General features: G+C 44.3%; 17 protein-coding genes and 1 pseudogene. 12 read left to right on the top strand and 6 right to left on the bottom strand.

Annotation, left to right across the window (positions count from 1 at the left end; translation table 11 throughout):
* The first annotated feature begins 26 nt into the window (after positions 1-26).
* The 4 genes from atpD (at position 27) to A1019T_RS03360 (ending at position 5,090) form a co-directional block, all read left to right on the top strand.
* A complete protein-coding gene (gene atpD, locus A1019T_RS03375; RefSeq protein ID WP_077449387.1) occupies positions 27-1,454 on the top strand; it encodes a F0F1 ATP synthase subunit beta in 1,428 nt (475 codons plus the stop codon).
* Between the two features lie 151 nt (positions 1,455-1,605).
* Positions 1,606-2,022 carry a F0F1 ATP synthase subunit epsilon gene (locus tag A1019T_RS03370; RefSeq protein WP_077450426.1) on the top strand — a complete coding sequence of 139 codons (417 nt, stop codon included), beginning with the start codon at positions 1,606-1,608 and terminating at the stop codon, positions 2,020-2,022.
* A gap of 370 nt (positions 2,023-2,392) precedes the next feature.
* The gene (locus tag A1019T_RS03365) at positions 2,393-3,103 is read left to right on the top strand and encodes a response regulator (RefSeq protein WP_077450443.1); all 711 of its coding nucleotides are present in this window, start codon (positions 2,393-2,395) and stop codon (positions 3,101-3,103) included.
* Positions 3,104-3,398: 295 nt separating this feature from the next.
* The gene (locus A1019T_RS03360) at positions 3,399-5,090 is read left to right on the top strand and encodes an ATP-binding protein (RefSeq protein WP_077450425.1); all 1,692 of its coding nucleotides are present in this window, start codon (positions 3,399-3,401) and stop codon (positions 5,088-5,090) included.
* A 185-nt stretch (positions 5,091-5,275) separates the two neighbouring features.
* Here the strand turns inward: A1019T_RS03360 and A1019T_RS03355 are convergent, their stop codons facing one another.
* A complete protein-coding gene (locus A1019T_RS03355; RefSeq protein WP_077450424.1) occupies positions 5,276-6,727 on the bottom strand; it encodes an ATP-binding protein in 1,452 nt (483 codons plus the stop codon).
* Between the two features lie 120 nt (positions 6,728-6,847).
* On the opposite strand from A1019T_RS03355, the gene rpsP reads away from it, so the two are divergent.
* From rpsP to uvrC, 7 genes are all read left to right on the top strand, one after another.
* Entirely contained in the window at positions 6,848-7,111 is a 264-nt protein-coding gene (gene rpsP, locus A1019T_RS03350) for a 30S ribosomal protein S16 (protein ID WP_077450423.1), read from the top strand.
* Between the two features lie 89 nt (positions 7,112-7,200).
* The gene (gene rimM / locus A1019T_RS03345) at positions 7,201-7,731 is read left to right on the top strand and encodes a ribosome maturation factor RimM (protein WP_077450422.1); all 531 of its coding nucleotides are present in this window, start codon (positions 7,201-7,203) and stop codon (positions 7,729-7,731) included.
* Between the two features lie 110 nt (positions 7,732-7,841).
* On the top strand, positions 7,842-8,603 hold the full coding sequence (trmD, locus tag A1019T_RS03340; protein ID WP_077450421.1) for a tRNA (guanosine(37)-N1)-methyltransferase TrmD: 762 nt from the start codon (positions 7,842-7,844) through the stop codon (positions 8,601-8,603).
* Between the two features lie 263 nt (positions 8,604-8,866).
* Entirely contained in the window at positions 8,867-9,292 is a 426-nt protein-coding gene (gene rplS, locus A1019T_RS03335) for a 50S ribosomal protein L19 (protein ID WP_077450420.1), read from the top strand.
* A 285-nt stretch (positions 9,293-9,577) separates the two neighbouring features.
* Positions 9,578-11,089, top strand: coding sequence for a DUF3360 family protein (locus A1019T_RS03330; RefSeq protein WP_077450419.1), 1,512 nt, complete (start codon positions 9,578-9,580; stop codon positions 11,087-11,089).
* Between the two features lie 333 nt (positions 11,090-11,422).
* Positions 11,423-11,572, top strand: coding sequence for a hypothetical protein (locus A1019T_RS13180; RefSeq protein ID WP_167366835.1), 150 nt, complete (start codon positions 11,423-11,425; stop codon positions 11,570-11,572).
* Between the two features lie 181 nt (positions 11,573-11,753).
* The gene (gene uvrC, locus A1019T_RS03325) at positions 11,754-13,598 is read left to right on the top strand and encodes an excinuclease ABC subunit UvrC (RefSeq protein WP_077450418.1); all 1,845 of its coding nucleotides are present in this window, start codon (positions 11,754-11,756) and stop codon (positions 13,596-13,598) included.
* A 36-nt stretch (positions 13,599-13,634) separates the two neighbouring features.
* On the opposite strand, the gene A1019T_RS03320 is transcribed toward uvrC, so the two are convergent.
* From A1019T_RS03320 to A1019T_RS03300, 5 genes are all read right to left on the bottom strand, one after another.
* Positions 13,635-14,393 carry a hypothetical protein gene (locus A1019T_RS03320; RefSeq protein WP_077450417.1) on the bottom strand — a complete coding sequence of 253 codons (759 nt, stop codon included), beginning with the start codon at positions 14,391-14,393 and terminating at the stop codon, positions 13,635-13,637.
* A 90-nt stretch (positions 14,394-14,483) separates the two neighbouring features.
* On the bottom strand, positions 14,484-15,836 hold the full coding sequence (fabF, locus tag A1019T_RS03315) for a beta-ketoacyl-ACP synthase II (protein ID WP_077450416.1): 1,353 nt from the start codon (positions 15,834-15,836) through the stop codon (positions 14,484-14,486).
* Positions 15,837-15,916: 80 nt separating this feature from the next.
* Complete coding sequence (locus tag A1019T_RS03310; RefSeq protein ID WP_077450415.1) at positions 15,917-16,333, bottom strand: hypothetical protein; 417 nt, start codon at positions 16,331-16,333, stop codon at positions 15,917-15,919.
* Between the two features lie 124 nt (positions 16,334-16,457).
* Complete coding sequence (locus A1019T_RS03305) at positions 16,458-16,817, bottom strand: SirB2 family protein (RefSeq protein WP_077450414.1); 360 nt, start codon at positions 16,815-16,817, stop codon at positions 16,458-16,460.
* 67 nt (positions 16,818-16,884) lie between these two features.
* The gene (locus tag A1019T_RS03300) at positions 16,885-17,208 is read right to left on the bottom strand and encodes a BolA family protein (RefSeq protein ID WP_077450413.1); all 324 of its coding nucleotides are present in this window, start codon (positions 17,206-17,208) and stop codon (positions 16,885-16,887) included.
* A 237-nt stretch (positions 17,209-17,445) separates the two neighbouring features.
* Between A1019T_RS03300 and A1019T_RS03295 the strand changes: the two are divergent.
* Positions 17,446-17,574: pseudogene (locus A1019T_RS03295) on the top strand (IS982 family transposase); the annotation flags it as partial.

Here is a 17,574-nt window from a genome sequence, read left to right as displayed (position 1 = left end):
ATTTTTAGAAGTTCAAGGAGAACGCCATGAGTAGCGGTCGTATAGTACAGATTATTGGCGCAGTTATTGACGTCGAGTTTAACCGCACTGACGTGCCTCAAGTATATGATGCGTTAGTCGTAGATGGTACTGAAACCACTTTAGAAGTTCAGCAGCAGCTGGGTGACGGTGTGGTTCGTACTATTGCAATGGGATCTACTGAAGGTCTTAAGCGTGGTTTACCAGTAACAAACACTGGTGCCCCAATCACAGTTCCAGTTGGTGATGCGACTCTAGGTCGTATTATGGACGTTTTAGGTCGTCCAATTGACGAACAAGGTCCAGTCAACTCTGAAGACAAGTGGTCAATCCACCGTCAAGCGCCATCATATGATGAGCAAGCTAACAGTACAGACCTATTAGAAACTGGTATCAAAGTAATTGACTTACTTTGCCCGTTCGCTAAAGGTGGTAAAGTTGGTCTGTTCGGTGGTGCTGGTGTGGGTAAAACCGTAAACATGATGGAATTGATTAACAACATCGCTCTTAAGCACTCAGGTTTATCAGTATTTGCTGGTGTGGGTGAACGTACTCGTGAAGGTAACGACTTCTACCACGAGATGCAAGAAGCGGGCGTTGTTGACGTAGAGAACTTCACCAACTCTAAAGTTGCAATGGTTTACGGTCAGATGAATGAGCCACCAGGGAACCGTTTACGTGTTGCTCTAACTGGCCTAACTATGGCTGAATACTTCCGTGATCAGAAAGATGAAAACGGTAAAGGTAAAGACGTTCTATTGTTCGTTGATAACATCTACCGCTACACGCTAGCCGGTACTGAAGTATCAGCACTTCTAGGTCGTATGCCATCAGCAGTAGGGTATCAGCCAACACTAGCCGAAGAGATGGGTGTACTACAAGAACGTATTACTTCAACTCAAACGGGTTCTATTACTTCAATCCAAGCGGTATACGTACCTGCGGATGACTTAACGGATCCATCACCAGCTACTACGTTCGCTCACTTAGACGCGACAGTTGTACTAAGCCGTGATATCGCTTCACAAGGTATTTACCCTGCGATTGACCCACTAGACTCAACTTCACGTCAGCTAGACCCTCTAGTTATCGGTGAAGAGCACTATAACGTTGCTCGTGGTGTTCAGGAAGTTCTACAGCGCTATAAAGAACTTAAAGACATCATCGCGATTCTAGGTATGGATGAGCTTTCAGAAGAAGATAAGATGGTTGTATACCGCGCTCGTAAGATTCAGCGTTTCTTATCACAGCCATTTCACGTTGCTGAAGTATTTACCGGTGCACCTGGTAAATATGTATCACTACGTGACACCATCTCAAGCTTCCGTGATATCTTAGACGGTAAGTATGATGACCTACCAGAACAAGCGTTCTACATGGCTGGTAGCATTGATGAAGTGGTAGCAAAAGCTGAAAAAATGAAGTCTGCAGCTTAATTAAATAGCTGAGCTTAATTATATAGTCGTAGATAAGCAGGACATAGCCAAGTTGGGTTATGTCTTGCTTACCGAGATATTAAATTATCAGCTATCAAAGTCTGATGTTAATAATAATTAGCAAGTTAATGAGTTTATAACGGAGAGTCGCATGGCAACCTTACAGTGCCGAGTAGTTAGTGCTCGTGAAGAGATATATGCTGGTGAGATCAGTATGTTAATTGCGACGGGTAGTGAAGGTGAAGTGGGTATCCTAGCTGGTCACACCCCGCTTATTACACTATTAAAGCCGGGCTCAATGAGAATCCAACTACCTGATGGTAGCGAAGAAGTGATTTATGTTTCTGGTGGGGTTCTTGAAGTTCAGCCTAAGTTAGTTACCGTACTTGCAGACACTGCAGTACGTGCAGACGACTTAGACGAAGCGAAAATTATTGAAGCTCGTAAACAAGCAGAACAGATGCTTGCCAACCAGTCAGAAACTCTACAGACAAACGCTGCATTAGCCTCACTAGCAGAGTCTGTTGCACAGCTACAAACGATTAGAAAATATCGTAACCGTGCGTAAGGTACTCTACACCAAACAGCGTCAACTGTTGAGTAAGTGTTAACTGCTTATCAAAATAACAGGGCAAACGCATACTTTTAAAAAACATTAATATTTTCAGTAACTTATAAACTTAGAAAATAAAAATCTAAATTCATAACTATCTGATTTTAAATAGAATTCCTAAAAGTGTGCGTTTACCCTGAACAAAATAATCAAACAGCCTATACTAGGCTGTTTTTTTATGTGCTAATATTGAGTATATTACTAATTACATTATGGATTAATGTATATATACTAAGACTTGTAACGGTTTATTAATATATCGACTTGAATACGTTAAAGAAAACCCTAAGTAAGGTTTCATTTTTTTGAGGAAATAATAATGTCTATAAGTGAAGAAGAGCAAACCCCACGAATTTTAATCGTTGAAGATGATGAGCGTCTGGCCATGTTAACCCAAGATTATTTGGTTAAGAATGGTATGGATGTGGCTATCGAAACCGATGGTAACCGTGCGATTCGCCGTATCATTAATGAACAACCTGATTTGGTAGTTCTAGATGTGATGTTGCCAGGTAGCGATGGTTTGACGGTTTGTCGTGAAGTACGCCCACACTATCATAGCCCTATCTTGATGTTAACTGCCCGTACAGAAGACATGGACCAAGTATTGGGTCTAGAAATGGGTGCGGATGACTATGTGGCTAAGCCTGCACAGCCGCGCGTTCTATTGGCTCGTATCCGTGCCTTATTACGTCGTTCTGAAAATGTACCTTCTGAAGAAGTACCACAGCGTTTAGAGTTTGGTGAGTTGGTTATCGATAATGGTGGCCGCTCAGTGACTCTAAACGGTGAGTTAGTTGACTTCACCAGTGCTGAATATGATCTTCTATGGTTATTGGCTTCTAACGCAGGTCGTATCTTGTCTCGTGAAGACATCTTTGAGCGTCTACGTGGTATTGAGTATGATGGTCAAGACCGTTCAATCGACGTGCGTATTTCACGTATTCGTCCAAAAATTGGCGATGATCCAGAAAACCCAAAACGTATTAAAACCGTACGTAGTAAGGGCTACTTATTCGTAAAAGAGGGCAACTAAGCCGTCTTTTTAGGCGTAAAGCTTTGATTAGTAAGCCATAGTATGAGTGGCTAATAAGTTACTCATACAAGAGGTCAGCATTTAGCTGGCCTTTTTTCTTATTTGGATTTTTCCCTTTCCACTACATTGCATGCTATTATTTTTACAAATATTTTGCTAAAGCAACAAAACATAAGAATATACAGAATTGATTAGAGCTTATAATCAATATCTAGATCTAGCTCAGAAGTTGCACTTGTAGGCTAAAAATCCAATTTAAGGTAAACTAGGGCGAAATTATTTTATTAGACTTCGTATGCCAATATTTTCTTCTTTAAAACACAGTATTTTTCTGCGCATATATGCAGGACTGCTTTTGGTCTGTCTGTTTGTAGCACTTTTTGCCCAATTATTGGTAGACACGATCAATAAAGAGCGCGTTCAGGCTTATCGTGAAAACGTGGCTACGGGTGCTCTGTACCTAGTGAGTTCTGGGCTGCAACAACAATCTTCAGAAACTCAGCGTGAATACTGGCTAAATGATATCAGTCAGTTATTTGGTAATAGTTTTAGTATTCAGCCCGAAGAGAAAATAGATTTTAAGGCCAGTGAACTAAAGCGATTAGAAGAAAATAAAACCGTTGTTCGTTATGTAGCGCAGGAAGCTTATGCAGATATCTTTCACCCGATTGAGGGAGAGGATAATGTTATAACGGTACGCATTAGCAAGGTTACTGAGCAGCAAGTTCGAGCCATAGCAGTGCTACTGCTGAATGACTTGTCCTACTACAAGGACTTATCAAGCAAAAGACAGCGTCTTAGTGAAATCTCTAAGCAGTTTGCTTTCCCTTTGAGCATTGAAAACATTGTTGATTTAGAATTAGATGACGATCAATTGCGCCGTTTGGATAGAGATGAAGTGGTAATGCTGTTTCGGGATAGTACCCGCTCCGATGACTCGTCTATTAAGATCATTGCACCGTCCGAGCTCGAGAATATGGCAGTGGTCATTGGTCCGGTTAGCTTGTTTAAATGGTTTCCCTTTAACCTGATTATTAGTGTGGTGTTAATTAGTATGTTCCTCATTAGTTTGGGGGTTTATGCCTTAATTTTCCCACTAGAGCGTAAACTGCAATTGATTCAATCTGGGGTCAATGAGGTTGGGGATGGTAATTTAGACACTCGGGTGCAAGTGGTGGGTCAAGATGAAATTGCCCGTTTGGCAGCCACTTTTAACGCCATGACCGAGCACATCAAACGCCTTATCGAGTCTCAGCGTGAGCTGACCCGTGCGGTATCGCATGAACTGCGGACGCCGGTGGCTCGTATTCGATTCGCGGTAGACATGTTGGCGGATACCGATGATCAAGAGTCGCGTGAGATGCAGCGTGACTATATTGACCAAGATATTGAGGCCTTAAATGGTCTAATTGATGAAATTTTGACTTACGCTAAGTTGGAAGAGGGGTCCCCTAAACTAGATCTTGAGCCGGTCAGTTTAAAAGATCTGGTGGATCAAATTGTGCGTGAAACCAATGCTTTAGGTAAGCCTATTGAAGTCGTTGGTATTTCACCTTCAGCGAAGGTGACCGCTGTGGCCGACAGACGTTACTTACACCGCGTGGTGCAGAACTTGGCCGGTAACGCCCTACGCTATGCAGAGTCGAAAATTATCATCAGTGCCGGCGTACGCAAAGGCGAAGCTTACGTCAGTGTAGAGGATGATGGCCATGGTATTCCTGAGGAAGACAGAGACAAGGTGTTCGTGCCTTTCGCGCGTCTTGATGACAGCCGCACTCGTGCTTCGGGAGGCTATGGACTAGGGTTGTCGATTGTGTCCAGAATTGCCTTCTGGTTTAACGGAAAGATGTCAGTTGACGAAAGTCCGAAACTGGGTGGGGCTCGCTTCACCATGCGCTGGCCCATTAAGCCCTTGGCTCAAACCATTTCGGCAGACCAATTGACTCAAGAAAAAAGCGCTCGCAAAATCATTGAAACCGAAGATTAGGTTCGCTTAGGTGTTGATACGGATGCTAAAAGCGCTGCTGATTCTAAAAGCGTCAGTTATTATGAAAATGCTTATGATAAAACACATAGCATAGAAAAAGCCCAAGGCAATCTACCTTGGGCTTTTTTATAGCAGCGATAACGGAGCCTCGTTGAAGGGTGAAATAGGGTATTCACCGCTTTAAATTAATCTTCATCTTTACCCTCTGCGTCCCCATCTTGTAAGTCAGGCTGAGACTGAGAGACTAAAGGAATTCGCACACAGACCTGCAGTCCGCCTTCAGGGTGGTTAATGGCTTCAACGGTACCATGGTGTAGCCCTGTGATGCGTTGTACGATGGCTAGACCTAGCCCACTACCTTGGGTAGTGCGAGCCGACTCTCCGCGCTCAAAAGGCTGCATAATGCGTTCTAACTGGTCATTGGCTACCCCTGGGCCACAATCACGAACACAAATGATAAGCTGCTCTTTAGCCTTGCGGACCATGCCTGGCGTTGAAACTGAAGTTTCATCATCAGGATCCACTTCCTGTGAGTTGAAAGTCGGGATGATGGTGGCAGTGAGATAAATAGGCGGTTTACCGTAACGCTGAGCGTTAACGATTAGGTTAATAATCAGTCGTTTAATAGACAAAGGACGCACCGCAACCTCTCGTAGCCCATCGGTTTGATAAATGAACTCTAACGGTGCAAATTGCACCATCACTTCGCGAAAAATATTGTCTAAATTAGTTAAGCTCACCGCCTCATCGGAGCCATCTTTCATAAAGGAGATAAACTGCTCTAATATGGCATCCATGTCTTCAATATCATAGATAAGCCCTTCGCGGAAAAACTCATCGGGTAGCATTTCAGCAGTTAAACGCATACGGGTCAACGGGGTACGTAGGTCATGTGAAATACCAGCGAGCATAATAGTCCGCTCTTTTTGCGCCTGACTTAAGGTACTAAATAGGCGATTAAAAGCCATGTTAACGCGGCGAATTTCGGTGGTACCTGAGTTGGTAGGCAGGGTAGTGGCGGTACCCAAACGGATATAATTGGTGGCGGCTTGTTGCAGCTTACGTAGGGGACGGTTTAACTGACGCACTAATAATAAAATAGTTAGTAAAGTAAATAGCGGGATACCCAATAAGAAAAAAACAAGTGAACTTGGGCTATACTGAGCATAAAATATAACAGGTTCACGTATCCAAAACTCTGGTGATGCTGTATCCTGAACCCAGAGCTGTGGGGTAGGTTTGAACTTAAAGTAGACCACACTTTCACGGCCCAGCTGTTGGCTGATTTCTTGCTGAATAACATCGGTAAAGAAACCGACCACAGCTTTATCTGAAACATCAGGGAACTGATTGGGATCTTCTACGACCTCAATATGATTATTAGCAAGAATCCATTGTCTAACCTCTTCGTTTTCTCCCCAGTGCTCTCGAGTGGCAGTGACCAACTTAAGCTCTGTGGTTAGGTAGCGGGCATGGTTTTTTAACTCCGGCAAGTACAAACTTCGCCAAAAAAACCAGATCGATACCACGACACTAATCACGACCATCAGCATCACGGCAAGCGTCGTCTGCCAAGTGTTTGAATACGGTCTTGAACCGAACCGAGAGAAGAGAGAACGAGTAGAGGCTTTGTTCATTGGGACATCGCTTATAATATAATGAGAGTTACAGTTTTAATTAAGTAAAAGGTTTCCAAGTCATTAGTATTCTGATATAATTATGCCCTTTTTGGTATACCTACGGAAGAGAGAACTCAAATGGTTGTTATTCGTTTAGCACGGGGCGGTGCCAAAAAACGCCCATTCTATCAAGTTGTTGTAGCAGATCAGCGTCGTTCACGCGATGGCCGTTACATCGAAAATCTAGGTTTTTATAACCCACTAGCCAAAGGTCAGGAAACTGAGCTACGTCTAGATATGGATGCTTATAATGCTTGGATCGAAAAAGGCGCACAGCCTTCAGAGCGCGTTAAAGCATTAGCTAAAGGTTATAAGCCTGCAACTGAAGAAGTAACTGCTTAAGACATAATTTTTTTTGTAATGGGATAGTATCTCATTGCACTGCAGTTTTGAGTAATTGTTTTTTTATTAATTGTGGCTGAGCAAGTCTTATGACAACACCAAACGCTGACAGTCTTATGAAAATAGGACAGCTAAAAAAACCATACGGCATTAAAGGCTGGTTATGGGTTTTTAGTGAAACTGAGGAACGAGAAGCTATCTTTAGTTACTCCCCTTGGTGGATGAAGACGGCGACAGGGTTCAAACCACTGACCGTTACAGACTGGCGTAAGCAAGGGTCTGGTATTGTGGCTCAATTTGAGCAGGTACCTGATCGTAACATTGCTGAAACCATGAATGGCGTTAGCATTTGGATTGATAAAGATAGCTTACCTGAGACTGAAGAAGGCGAGTACTACTGGTCTGATTTGGTTGGCTTAAGTGTTATTAATAAGCAACAGGAATGTTTGGGCACTATCAAAGAGCTGTTTGAAACCGGTGCACACCCGATCATGAAGGTAGTGCCTAGTAAAGACAGTATTGATGATGAGCCTCGAATGATTCCTTGGCACAAGCAAACTGTCGATGTGGTCGATTTGGCTGCTGGACAGATGATTGTAGATTGGGAGCGTGATTTTTAATTAGCCACTTTAAGCGTGAGATACCTTAGGCTTTTAAGTTTGCGATTAAACTTAGCGTTTTTTATTTTTAATCAACTGTCACTATTTTGGCGTTATTTGGAGGTGACCTAATGTATTTTGCAGTCATCACCATTCTGCCTGAAATGTTTACCGCTGTTAGCGAGTTTGGCATTACTGGTAGGGCCGTTCAAAATAAGCAAGTTACTATCGAGTGCATAAATCCTCGAGATTTTACGACAGACAATTATCGCCGTATAGATGAACGTCCCTTTGGTGGCGGTCCCGGTATGGTGATGATGGCAGAACCTTTGGCCAAAGCCATTGAGTATGCCAAGTCGCAAGCCAGTCAACATGGCTGTGCCACAGATGCAGCGCATTGCCCCGTTATTTATTTGTCTCCGCAAGGCGGCACCTTAAATGAAACAAAGGTAATGGCATTACGTCAATATGACGCAATGATTTTGCTATGTGGTCGTTATGAAGGCATTGATGAGCGACTATTGCAGCGTTACGTTGATATGGAGATCTCAATAGGAGACTTTGTATTAACCGGCGGTGAGCTACCCGCGATGGTATTGATGGACAGCGTGATTCGCAGACTACCCGATGTGATGGGGGATGCCAAATCCGCTGAGCAAGACTCCTTTGTTGAAGGGTTGCTGGATTGTCCACACTACACCAAGCCTCATGAATTTGAAGGTTTGACTGTGCCAGAAGTGCTACTTTCTGGTCACCATGCCAATATCGCAAAGTGGCGTTTTGTTGAGCAAGTTAAGCGCACCAAGCAAAGACGCCCTGACTTGTGGCAGCAATTTACCCCGAACGCAGAGCAGGCCCGCTTGCTCAAAAAAGTTAAGGACGAAATAAAGTAGACAGGGGATAGACCTGACAGCGCTTTATTTGCGGTTAACTTTATTATTTTATTTATATTCAGATTCAAACTGATGGTCTTTATTGCAGTGACCCTAAGTCACCTTAAGAGCATTAGTGCTATTGGTTCAATATCGATAGCAGTCAAAACCGATTTCTTATTCCTGTTTCTCCTTTAAGCTCGTTATTGAGTGCAAGGGGTTATTATTATAAACGGGTGGTATGCGACTTTCAGCCTATGCCGTCCCATGTGAGGAGCAATCTCATGAGTAATGTACATCCATTAGTACAAGCAGTTGAAAATTCACAACTACTTGAGCGTCCTAACTTCTCTGCTGGTGATACTGTAGTAGTTCAAGTAAAAGTACGTGAAGGTGAGCGTGAGCGTTTACAGGCTTTTGAAGGCGTGGTAATCGCTAAGCGTAACCGTGGTCTTAACTCTGCCTTTACCGTTCGTAAAATCTCAAGCGGTATCGGTGTTGAGCGTGCTTTCCAGTTACACTCACCAATTATTCATAGCATCGAAGTGAAACGTCGTGGTGCTGTACGTCGTGCGAAACTATACTACTTACGTGAGCGTTCTGGTAAATCTGCACGTATTCGCGAAAAGTTATCTTTACGCCGTGAAGGTGTTCAGAGCAAAACTGACGCTGGCGTTCCAGAAGCAGTTGAAACTGCACCAGGCATCTAAGCTGATCCTAATACTAGGTTAAAGCATTAATTAGTTGTATACCAAAAAGAGCTGGTAATCTAACCATTATCAGGAAAAACCCTCAATCTGAAGAGATTGGGGGTTTTTAGATTTCTATAATAAATTATGTCCAGATAAATCAGAGGGTTAGCCGTAAAATGTGCTCGTATTCTTTATCCAGTTAGACTACAATACTCAGTCATATTCGATACAACCCCTATAAACCGTGTGGTTTTACTAAACAATCCTGTCACCAAGGAAGTATTTATTGTATAAGGAGATACTATGAGTAATGACTCATTACCTAATTCTGGCGGGGCAACTCTAGAGGAAGACATTGCTTTATCAGGGAGCTATGAACAGCTGCATAAACCCAGCTCTAGTTTTCCCAATCGTGATGCTTACCTGAATCATGAATTACAAATCATGCAGCCCAAGCGCTGGAAGCCTAACCTCCCATTCCGTGACTATCGTTTTGAATATGAAGATGCCATCCCAGCTTTAGCCGCCACCATTGGTAAAGTAGTTATGGTGGGTGCTATTGCAGCGACTTTCGCTGGTGCCTTAAACTTAGGCGATGCCTTTATTCTAGAAAACGTCCGTTATGAGCTATTGATCGTCTCATTCTTCGTTATTTTATTCTCCGGTTTCCTACTACCTACCGCCAACTTAGCGGGTACCCATGGCCCCTTAATTCCGCTGATTCCTATCGTAGTCTTGGCGGGTGGTCACCCTATGGCCTTTGGTTTATTAATTGGTCTGTTCGGGATGCTTCTAGCCATTAGTAAAGGGGGGAGCTTGCTAGCAGAGTTGACCAGTAAAGGGGTGTGTGGCGGTCTGCTGCTCTATCTGGGCTTTATTGGGACCACCTCTCAGGTGACCAAGCTGCTTAACTGGTCGAAAGACATCAATATGCCCCACATCGCTTTCATTGTGATTTTAGGTACTATTGTGTTATACGCCATTTTAGAGAACTACAATAAGCGCTGGTTGGCGGTACCATTGAGCTGCTTCTTAGGTGGGGCAACGGCCTTCTTGTTAGGTGCACCTTTTGCTTTTGAGACCGCCCCTGGTATGCCGCACATGAGCCCTATGTATTGGTGGGGTGAGAACACCGGTTGGATGTTAGGTCTACCCAACTTAGAAAGCTTTATGGTGGTGTTGCCTTTCGCAGTGTTGGCTGTGGCTATGTGGTCACCAGACTTCTTAGGGCATCAGGTTTTCCAGAAGATCAGTTATCCAAAGCGTACTGAAAAAGTAATTATGGATATCGACGATACCATGACCAGTGCCTCAATTCGTCAGGTTGTGGGCTCTGTACTGGGCGGCGCAAACTTCACCTCATCTTGGGGTACCTATATCGTTCCAGCAGCGATTGCCAAACGTCCTATCCCTGCAGGTGCTATCTTAACTGCCCTACTGTGTGTGGTTGCGGCTATCTGGGGTTATCCTATGGACTTAGCCATTTGGGAACCTGTGATGTGTGTGGCGCTTATTGTGGGGGTATTTATTCCTCTACTTGAAGCGGGTATGGAGATGACTCGTGAAGGTAAAACCACGCAGTCAGCGGCCATCGTGGTATTCGCTTCAGCGCTTGTGAACCCAGCCTTTGGTTGGTCATTAACCATGCTATTAGATAACATGGGTCTGATTGGCTCTAAAGAGCGTAGTGCGGGTCTTAGCAAAATGAGTCGCTGGATCATTCCAGCCGGTATGTTTGTGCTATTGACCGTGGTGATGGCGATGGTGGGTATGCTACCAGGTATTCCAGCCTTGATGCCAAGCTTTAGACACTAATCTCTGCTGTGAAACAGTGTCTAAAATAAGATCTGAGTTAACCATTGAAAAGTCGGCCTAGAGCCTAATGCCTGTCAGTTAAGAGATTTTATAGCGGAATCGTGAAATTTGTTTTTCTAGAGCCCCTATTTATGGAGGCCTCTGGTTTTAAAAAACCATATTTCCGCTAAGTCTCTTGCTTAACTGACTGGCATTAGGCCTAGAGCCGGCTTTTTTTATCGCTAATATTCATAGCCGTGAGTAGTCTGTACAATAGGTCTCGTTTTTTTGGTATCAATAATTGAAACAATTATTGATTTAGACAATTGCTGTTTAAAACAGCAGGAGAATTTTATGAAAAAAGCAATAGCGATCGCATTAATTGTATTCGGGTTGGTGGCCATTATTGGCGGCGTCATTATGCTGTTTGGTTTAAAAGGTGACGATACTGCGTCCGTTGCTTATCCACATACAGTGCTGCCAATGACTCAGAAATTGTCTTAATAAGCATTTGATAAGATGGTTTTAAGAAAATTAGAGAAGATTTAAGAAGGGTAGAGACAGGGTTTATAAAGGGTATGGTACTAAAGGCTAGTAGTATGACTTAGCCCGTAATAGGCTTGCAATAAGGGGTTCAAAGCCCCATAGATAAAGATATCTTAAATATTTTTTGGTTTTGTGAGTTATGGTGAATAAGTCGACAACGATAGCCGCGGATGATAAACAAGCCCGGCTCAAGCATTTGATTAAACGTATGCCTAATTTACCAGGCGTGTATAAAATGCTGGGTAAAAATGGCGATATCTTATACGTGGGTAAAGCAAAATCGCTAAAAAATAGAGTCAATAGCTATTTTGCCAAAACCATCGATCACCCTAAAACTCGCGCTTTGGTTTCACGTATTCACAATATTGAGACCATTATTACCCGCAGTGAGACCGAAGCACTGCTACTAGAACAAAACCTAATTAAAGAGCATCGTCCGCCTTATAACGTTCTACTACGCGATGATAAGTCGTATTTGTATGTTTTCATCTCAGCCGATCAGCCTTACCCTAGATTGGCGTATGGGCGCGGCAAGGCCAAGCATCAAAAAGGCAAATTCTTTGGTCCCTTTCCTTCAGCGCATGCGGCCAAAGAAACCTTAACCTTAATGCAAAAGATGTTTCAGATGCGCCAGTGCACCAATACCTTTTTTCGTCAGCGCAAGCGTCCGTGTCTGGAATATCAGATTAAGCGTTGCCGAGCACCCTGTGTGGGTTTGGTATCGCCGGAAGAGTATGCCGAGGATGTGCAAAATACCATCCGCTTTTTAAAAGGCGACTCCAGTGATATCCATTCTGCTTTAATCGATAAAATGGAAGACGCCGCTGAAGAGCTGGAGTTTGAAAAAGCGGCTTTCTACCGTGATCAACTGTCTATGCTACGTGAGGTACAATCTCGTCAAGCGGTCTATACCGTGAAGGGTGAGGCAGATGTTATATCTATTGCCAGTCAGGCAGGGATGACCTGTGTTAATGTGCTCACCGTGCGTGGCGGGCGCGTATTGGGCGGTAAAAATTATTTCCCTGACGTCGACAGTAGTGAACCTATTAACAGTAACTTATCGGCGTTCATTACCTCCTTTTATTTCCAGGTCACCGACGACTTACCGCCAGAGATTATCATCAGTCACGAGTTGCCGGATCAGCAGGCTTTGCAGGAGGCACTAAGCACTCATTTTGAGAGTAGAACGGTCATTAAGACCAATGTGCGTGAACACCGAGCCGAGTGGTTAGATTTGGCGAAATTGAATGCCCATAATGCCTTGAAAACCAAACTTGGTGACTACCTAGAGTTGCATGCCCGCTTTGGCGCGCTAAAAGAAGTGCTACAGCCGGTCACTGAAGCTAACATTGATAGAATTGAGTGTTTTGATATTTCGCATACCATGGGTGAGGCAACCATCGCCAGCTGTGTGGTATTTGATCAGGGTGGAGCGCGTAAACGGGACTATCGTCAGTATGCCATTCATGGGGTACAAGACGGTGATGATTATGCAGCCATGGCTCAGGCTTTGACCCGTCGCTACAAGAAACATCCCTTGCCCGACATTCTATTGATTGATGGCGGTAAAGGTCAGCTTAATATGGCCAAAAATGTGCTAACTGAGTTGGGCATCCTAAACGACACCTTGCTGATTGGGGTAGCGAAAGGGGAGGGACGTAAGGCGGGTCTTGAAGTGTTGCACTTTATTGATCATGAGCCGTTAGACTTGCCTATGGACTCAAAAGCGCTGCATCTAATTATGAATATCCGCGACGAGGCACACCGTTTTGCTATTACCGCGCACCGTAAAAAGCGCGATAAACGTCGCTCTTCTTCAGTGCTAGAAGCGATTCCGGGACTCGGAGAGAAGCGTCGTCGTGATTTATTAAACCACTTTGGTGGCTTACAGCAGTTGTTAGGTGCCTCTCAGCAAGAGCTGGAGGGGGTAAATGGCATTGGTAAAGTGATGGCCAATACCATTTATAAAGTGTTGCATGAGTAATTTTTAACGGTTTGCTGCTTTGCCTATTAAAAATAGCTACTTGTCATCAAAACGGTTGGCCACTTGTTCACGCAACCAAGACTTTAAGTCTTCTGACATATTGGCCAACTGCTCGCTGAGATAATCATCGATTCGACTCTCTAACTCTTTAATAAAGTCAGCATCAAGCTCAGCTTTTGGAGCGGTCGTGTCGAAGGCAAATGATGCTGGAGCAGAGATCTCTGCTTCAGTCTCATTAACCTCAGCAGTAGGTTGCGACTCTGAGGGTTCGACAGGGGTGTCAGAAACTTCTGTATTAGAGCCTTCAGCTGTATCAAGGTCTTCGGTCTCTACAAGCGCATCAGTATCCATAGCGCTCTCAGTGTCCGCTCCGGCATCTATACTGCCTTCTACCAGTTCAGTATCCGCTACCTGCATCGCCTGTGGATTTTGAACCAGAGTTTCATCTGTTTCTAATTCAGACTGCACTAAAGCATCTTGCTCTGCCTGCTGCTCTTCATTTAATAAGCGCTCCGCTTCCAAAGCCTCAAGCTCGGCTCTTTCTGCCTCTAAGCGCTCCGCCTCTAATCTTTCTGCTTCTAAGCGAGCTACTTCTTTTTCCGCAGCCACCTCAGCATTAATAGCGTCGATATGAGCATGCAAATCGGGTACTGTAAATTCGAAGTTCTCTAAGTCCGTCTCCGCGTCAAGCAGCTGCATAATATCTTCAAACTCTTGTAGCAAGGCGTCTTTAACCGCTTGTGGGGCATTGCTCCAGCGATGAGAGAATTGGTGTGAGAACGCAACTTGTGCCATATTAATGTGTCTCCATCAGAGTTTGATAAGGGGAAATAAGAGGGATTATGCGATAGAACTTATGTGGTAAAGCTTAAGCGGTAGACTGAATTAATCCGACCAACGCGCGAAAATCAAAGAGCCATTGGTACCACCAAAACCAAAGCTATTAGACATCGTATAGTTAAGGTTGGTCACACAGCGCGCTGCATTGGCCACATAGTCTAGGTGGCACTCTTCATCAACATTTTCTAGATTGATGGTAGGCGGTACCGTCTGATCTAACAAAGCATGGATACTAAAGATAGCTTCGATAGCCCCGGCGGCGCCTAATAAATGACCAGTCATAGATTTAGTTGAGCTCACCAGTAAACGGTCTTTGCACGCTTCAAATATACCTTCAATAGCCTTGGATTCAGCCACATCTCCAGCTGGGGTACTGGTACCATGGGCGTTGATATAACCAATTTCACACGGGTCAATCCCCGCATCGTTAATGGCCATAACCATGGCTCTAGCGGCTCCATCACCATCCGCTGGCGGCGCAGTAATATGATGTGCATCGTCGCTCATACCAAAGCCTGCTAGCTCTGCTAAGATAGTGGCACCGCGTGCTTTGGCATGCGCCAGACTCTCTAGCACCAACACTCCCGAACCGTCTCCCAATACAAAGCCATCACGATCTTTATCAAAGGGGCGGCTAGCACGGGTTGGGTCGTCATTGCGAGTAGATAAAGCGCCCATGGCGGCAAAGCCTGCCATACCCAGAGGGCTAGAGCCTTTTTCACTGCCGCCAGCCAACATAACATCACAGTCGCCATAGGCAATTAAGCGAGCGGCCAATCCAATGGCATGGGCAGCCGAAGTACAGGCTGTTGCGGTCGCTAGATTCGGACCACGCAAGTTATGCTTAATGGCCACCATACCTGCGGCCATATTAATAATTGAGCCAGGCAGTGAAAAAGGAGAGACGCGGCGTGTTCCTTGATTGGCTAGGGCATCGCGGTTGTCTTCTAAAGTTTGTAGCCCGCCAATACCTGCCCCAATGATGACACCAAAGCGGTCCGAATCCACGTTTTGCACCGGAGCCGATTCAGCTGATACTTGCTCAATAAAGCCGGCTTGCTTTAGCGCCATGCTGGCAGCAGCTACGCCATAATGAATAAAGGCATCATATCGACGGGCTTCTTTGGCGGCCATAAATTGACTGGCATCAAAGCCTTCTACGGTGCCTGCAAACTGTGCCCGGTAGGTGGAGGCATCAAAGTGGGTAATCGGCTTAATACCACTTTCGCCCTGGATTAAGCGTTGCCAAGTGCTGTCCACGTCTAAGCCGAGCGGGGTAATTGCGCCCATACCGGTAACCACTACGCGCTGATGGTCAGCCCGATTAAAATGAGCCGGCTTACTGCCAGCTGTGGCGCTATTTAAAGTTTGGGGTGTATTTGTTGTGGGCTGACTCATGATATTATTGCCTTATTCCTTAGCCGGTCCTTGTTGCTAAGCGAGACTTGAAAGGGTCATCAAGCTGCTAATTATACTCACTAAGATTCGCCATGAACTTTTAGTTTAGCGGCAAATGCACATTGCTTCATACGCGCTGACTGTACCACTGCATCGCGCTCACCAAATAAGCGTGAAAGTTTGGCATCGCGTGCGTTATTGTTGGTGCTTTTGCCAACACCAATGTTGATGTTAGGAGAGATGCCCCAGCGTCCAGCAGAGACACCAACCCCAATACCTGTTGTGGTCAATCCTGAGTAGTTTCTACTTTCGGTATTAATATAGGATTGAATGCGCTGATATTCTTGAGACAGCGTCGAACAGTCATAATTTTGATAAGTGCTTGGCGGAATGTACTGCGGGGTAACATTACCCGTGCTGGCACAGCCACTGATAACTAGGATGCTGCCAACCACTGCAGCAGAAGTCATCAAAGATTTTACGCTAAGTTTTGGCATAGGAGCTCCTAAGTTTATAATTGCTTTAATTCAGATTATACAGGGAATAGACGCCTTACTTATAATAGAATTACTAGCGGTTTTGACTGCCAAGTGCCACTAGTAGCTGTTAATAGCTGCTGGACTACATAAAGTTGCCAGGCTTTACGAAAGCTAAGATGAAAATAGCCACGTAAGCAATGAAAGCGATAAAAATACCAGACTTGCTCTGTGCCGGTGTGGCCGTCGCTCTAAAGGCTTTAATACTAGCACTTATTGCCGCTATGAGTAATATAATTTTGGCAGCCACCCATTGTAGTGGGGCATTGGCTGACAGTAGCGGCATGACGTTCAATATTCCTGAGATAATTAACAGGGCATAAACCACATGGCTAGCAATTTTCCCTTTTTTATCAAAGCGGGTGCCTTTGGCCATCACCAAGTAGCTTTGCCATAAAAAAAGCACCACAGTGATTACCGCCATTAACATATGTAAGTGTTTCATAGATTCCTCTGGCCAGTTGCCTAGAAAGTTAAATAAGTGATTTCAAAAATTAGGCTTTATTCAAAAGTTAGTTTTTATTCTGACCGGCACAAAGAGGGCTGGCAGGTACCGTCTGGTTCTGTTGTTGCCACTCGTCTGGACTGTAAGCGTGGATAGCCAAAGCATGAATGCTACCGCCTTGACTGGTCATTAACTCATTCATTAGTCCATAGATAAACTGGTGTCTGGCAACGCGTCTTTTGCCCTCAAATTCAGGGCTGACCACAGTTAGCTTAAAATGACTTTCTTTACCTTCAAAATAACCGGCATGATTCATAGACTCATTAACCAACTCGCTGTGAGTAGGGTTAAGTGCTTCGATGCGCTTTAATATTTCAGTATGGGTTTGCACGCCCTTTCTCCTAATGATGGATACGACTGCTATCGATTGTTAATAGGTGACTCACTAGATGGCTGATAGTTGTTAATCAGTCAATAAAGAACCCGCTAATTCACTAAATACGTGGGTCACTATAGTAGCTATATAACCTGAGTTCGGGATAAGCAGGTCAAAAAAAAGCAAAAAAAAGAAGTCCAAAATTGTTAAAGTTAAGGTACCAACAAAAACTCAACAAAAAGGACTTCTTACATGGACAACCTAACCGAATTATACTGCCATATTGACGACTTTTACCAAGCATTCAAACCACAATTTGAACGTCAGCTGATCGAAAATGGGACAAAGCGATTAAGAGCATGCAAGATAAGTGTACCAGAG

Source organism: Psychrobacter piechaudii (genome assembly GCF_900162825.1).
Taxonomy (GTDB): domain Bacteria; phylum Pseudomonadota; class Gammaproteobacteria; order Pseudomonadales; family Moraxellaceae; genus Psychrobacter; species Psychrobacter piechaudii.
The sequence above is the reverse complement of the archived record's forward strand: the minus strand, read 5'-3'. Positions and strand labels throughout refer to the sequence as shown.

Bases quoted from the DNA above. Each gene is read 5' to 3' on its own strand.
- A1019T_RS13180 (WP_167366835.1), top strand. From the start codon at position 11,423: ATGAAAAAAGCAATAGCGATCGCATTAATTGTATTCGGGTTGGTGGCC.
- A1019T_RS03360 (WP_077450425.1), top strand. From the start codon at position 3,399: ATGCCAATATTTTCTTCTTTAAAACACAGTATTTTTCTGCGCATATAT.
- A1019T_RS03305 (WP_077450414.1), bottom strand. From the start codon at position 16,817: ATGAAACACTTACATATGTTAATGGCGGTAATCACTGTGGTGCTTTTT.
- rpsP (WP_077450423.1), top strand. From the start codon at position 6,848: ATGGTTGTTATTCGTTTAGCACGGGGCGGTGCCAAAAAACGCCCATTC.
- rimM (WP_077450422.1), top strand. From the start codon at position 7,201: ATGACAACACCAAACGCTGACAGTCTTATGAAAATAGGACAGCTAAAA.
- fabF (WP_077450416.1), bottom strand. From the start codon at position 15,836: ATGAGTCAGCCCACAACAAATACACCCCAAACTTTAAATAGCGCCACA.
- rplS (WP_077450420.1), top strand. From the start codon at position 8,867: ATGAGTAATGTACATCCATTAGTACAAGCAGTTGAAAATTCACAACTA.
- A1019T_RS03320 (WP_077450417.1), bottom strand. From the start codon at position 14,393: ATGGCACAAGTTGCGTTCTCACACCAATTCTCTCATCGCTGGAGCAAT.
- A1019T_RS03310 (WP_077450415.1), bottom strand. From the start codon at position 16,333: ATGCCAAAACTTAGCGTAAAATCTTTGATGACTTCTGCTGCAGTGGTT.
- A1019T_RS03370 (WP_077450426.1), top strand. From the start codon at position 1,606: ATGGCAACCTTACAGTGCCGAGTAGTTAGTGCTCGTGAAGAGATATAT.
- trmD (WP_077450421.1), top strand. From the start codon at position 7,842: ATGTATTTTGCAGTCATCACCATTCTGCCTGAAATGTTTACCGCTGTT.
- A1019T_RS03355 (WP_077450424.1), bottom strand. From the start codon at position 6,727: ATGAACAAAGCCTCTACTCGTTCTCTCTTCTCTCGGTTCGGTTCAAGA.
- uvrC (WP_077450418.1), top strand. From the start codon at position 11,754: ATGGTGAATAAGTCGACAACGATAGCCGCGGATGATAAACAAGCCCGG.
- A1019T_RS03330 (WP_077450419.1), top strand. From the start codon at position 9,578: ATGAGTAATGACTCATTACCTAATTCTGGCGGGGCAACTCTAGAGGAA.
- atpD (WP_077449387.1), top strand. From the start codon at position 27: ATGAGTAGCGGTCGTATAGTACAGATTATTGGCGCAGTTATTGACGTC.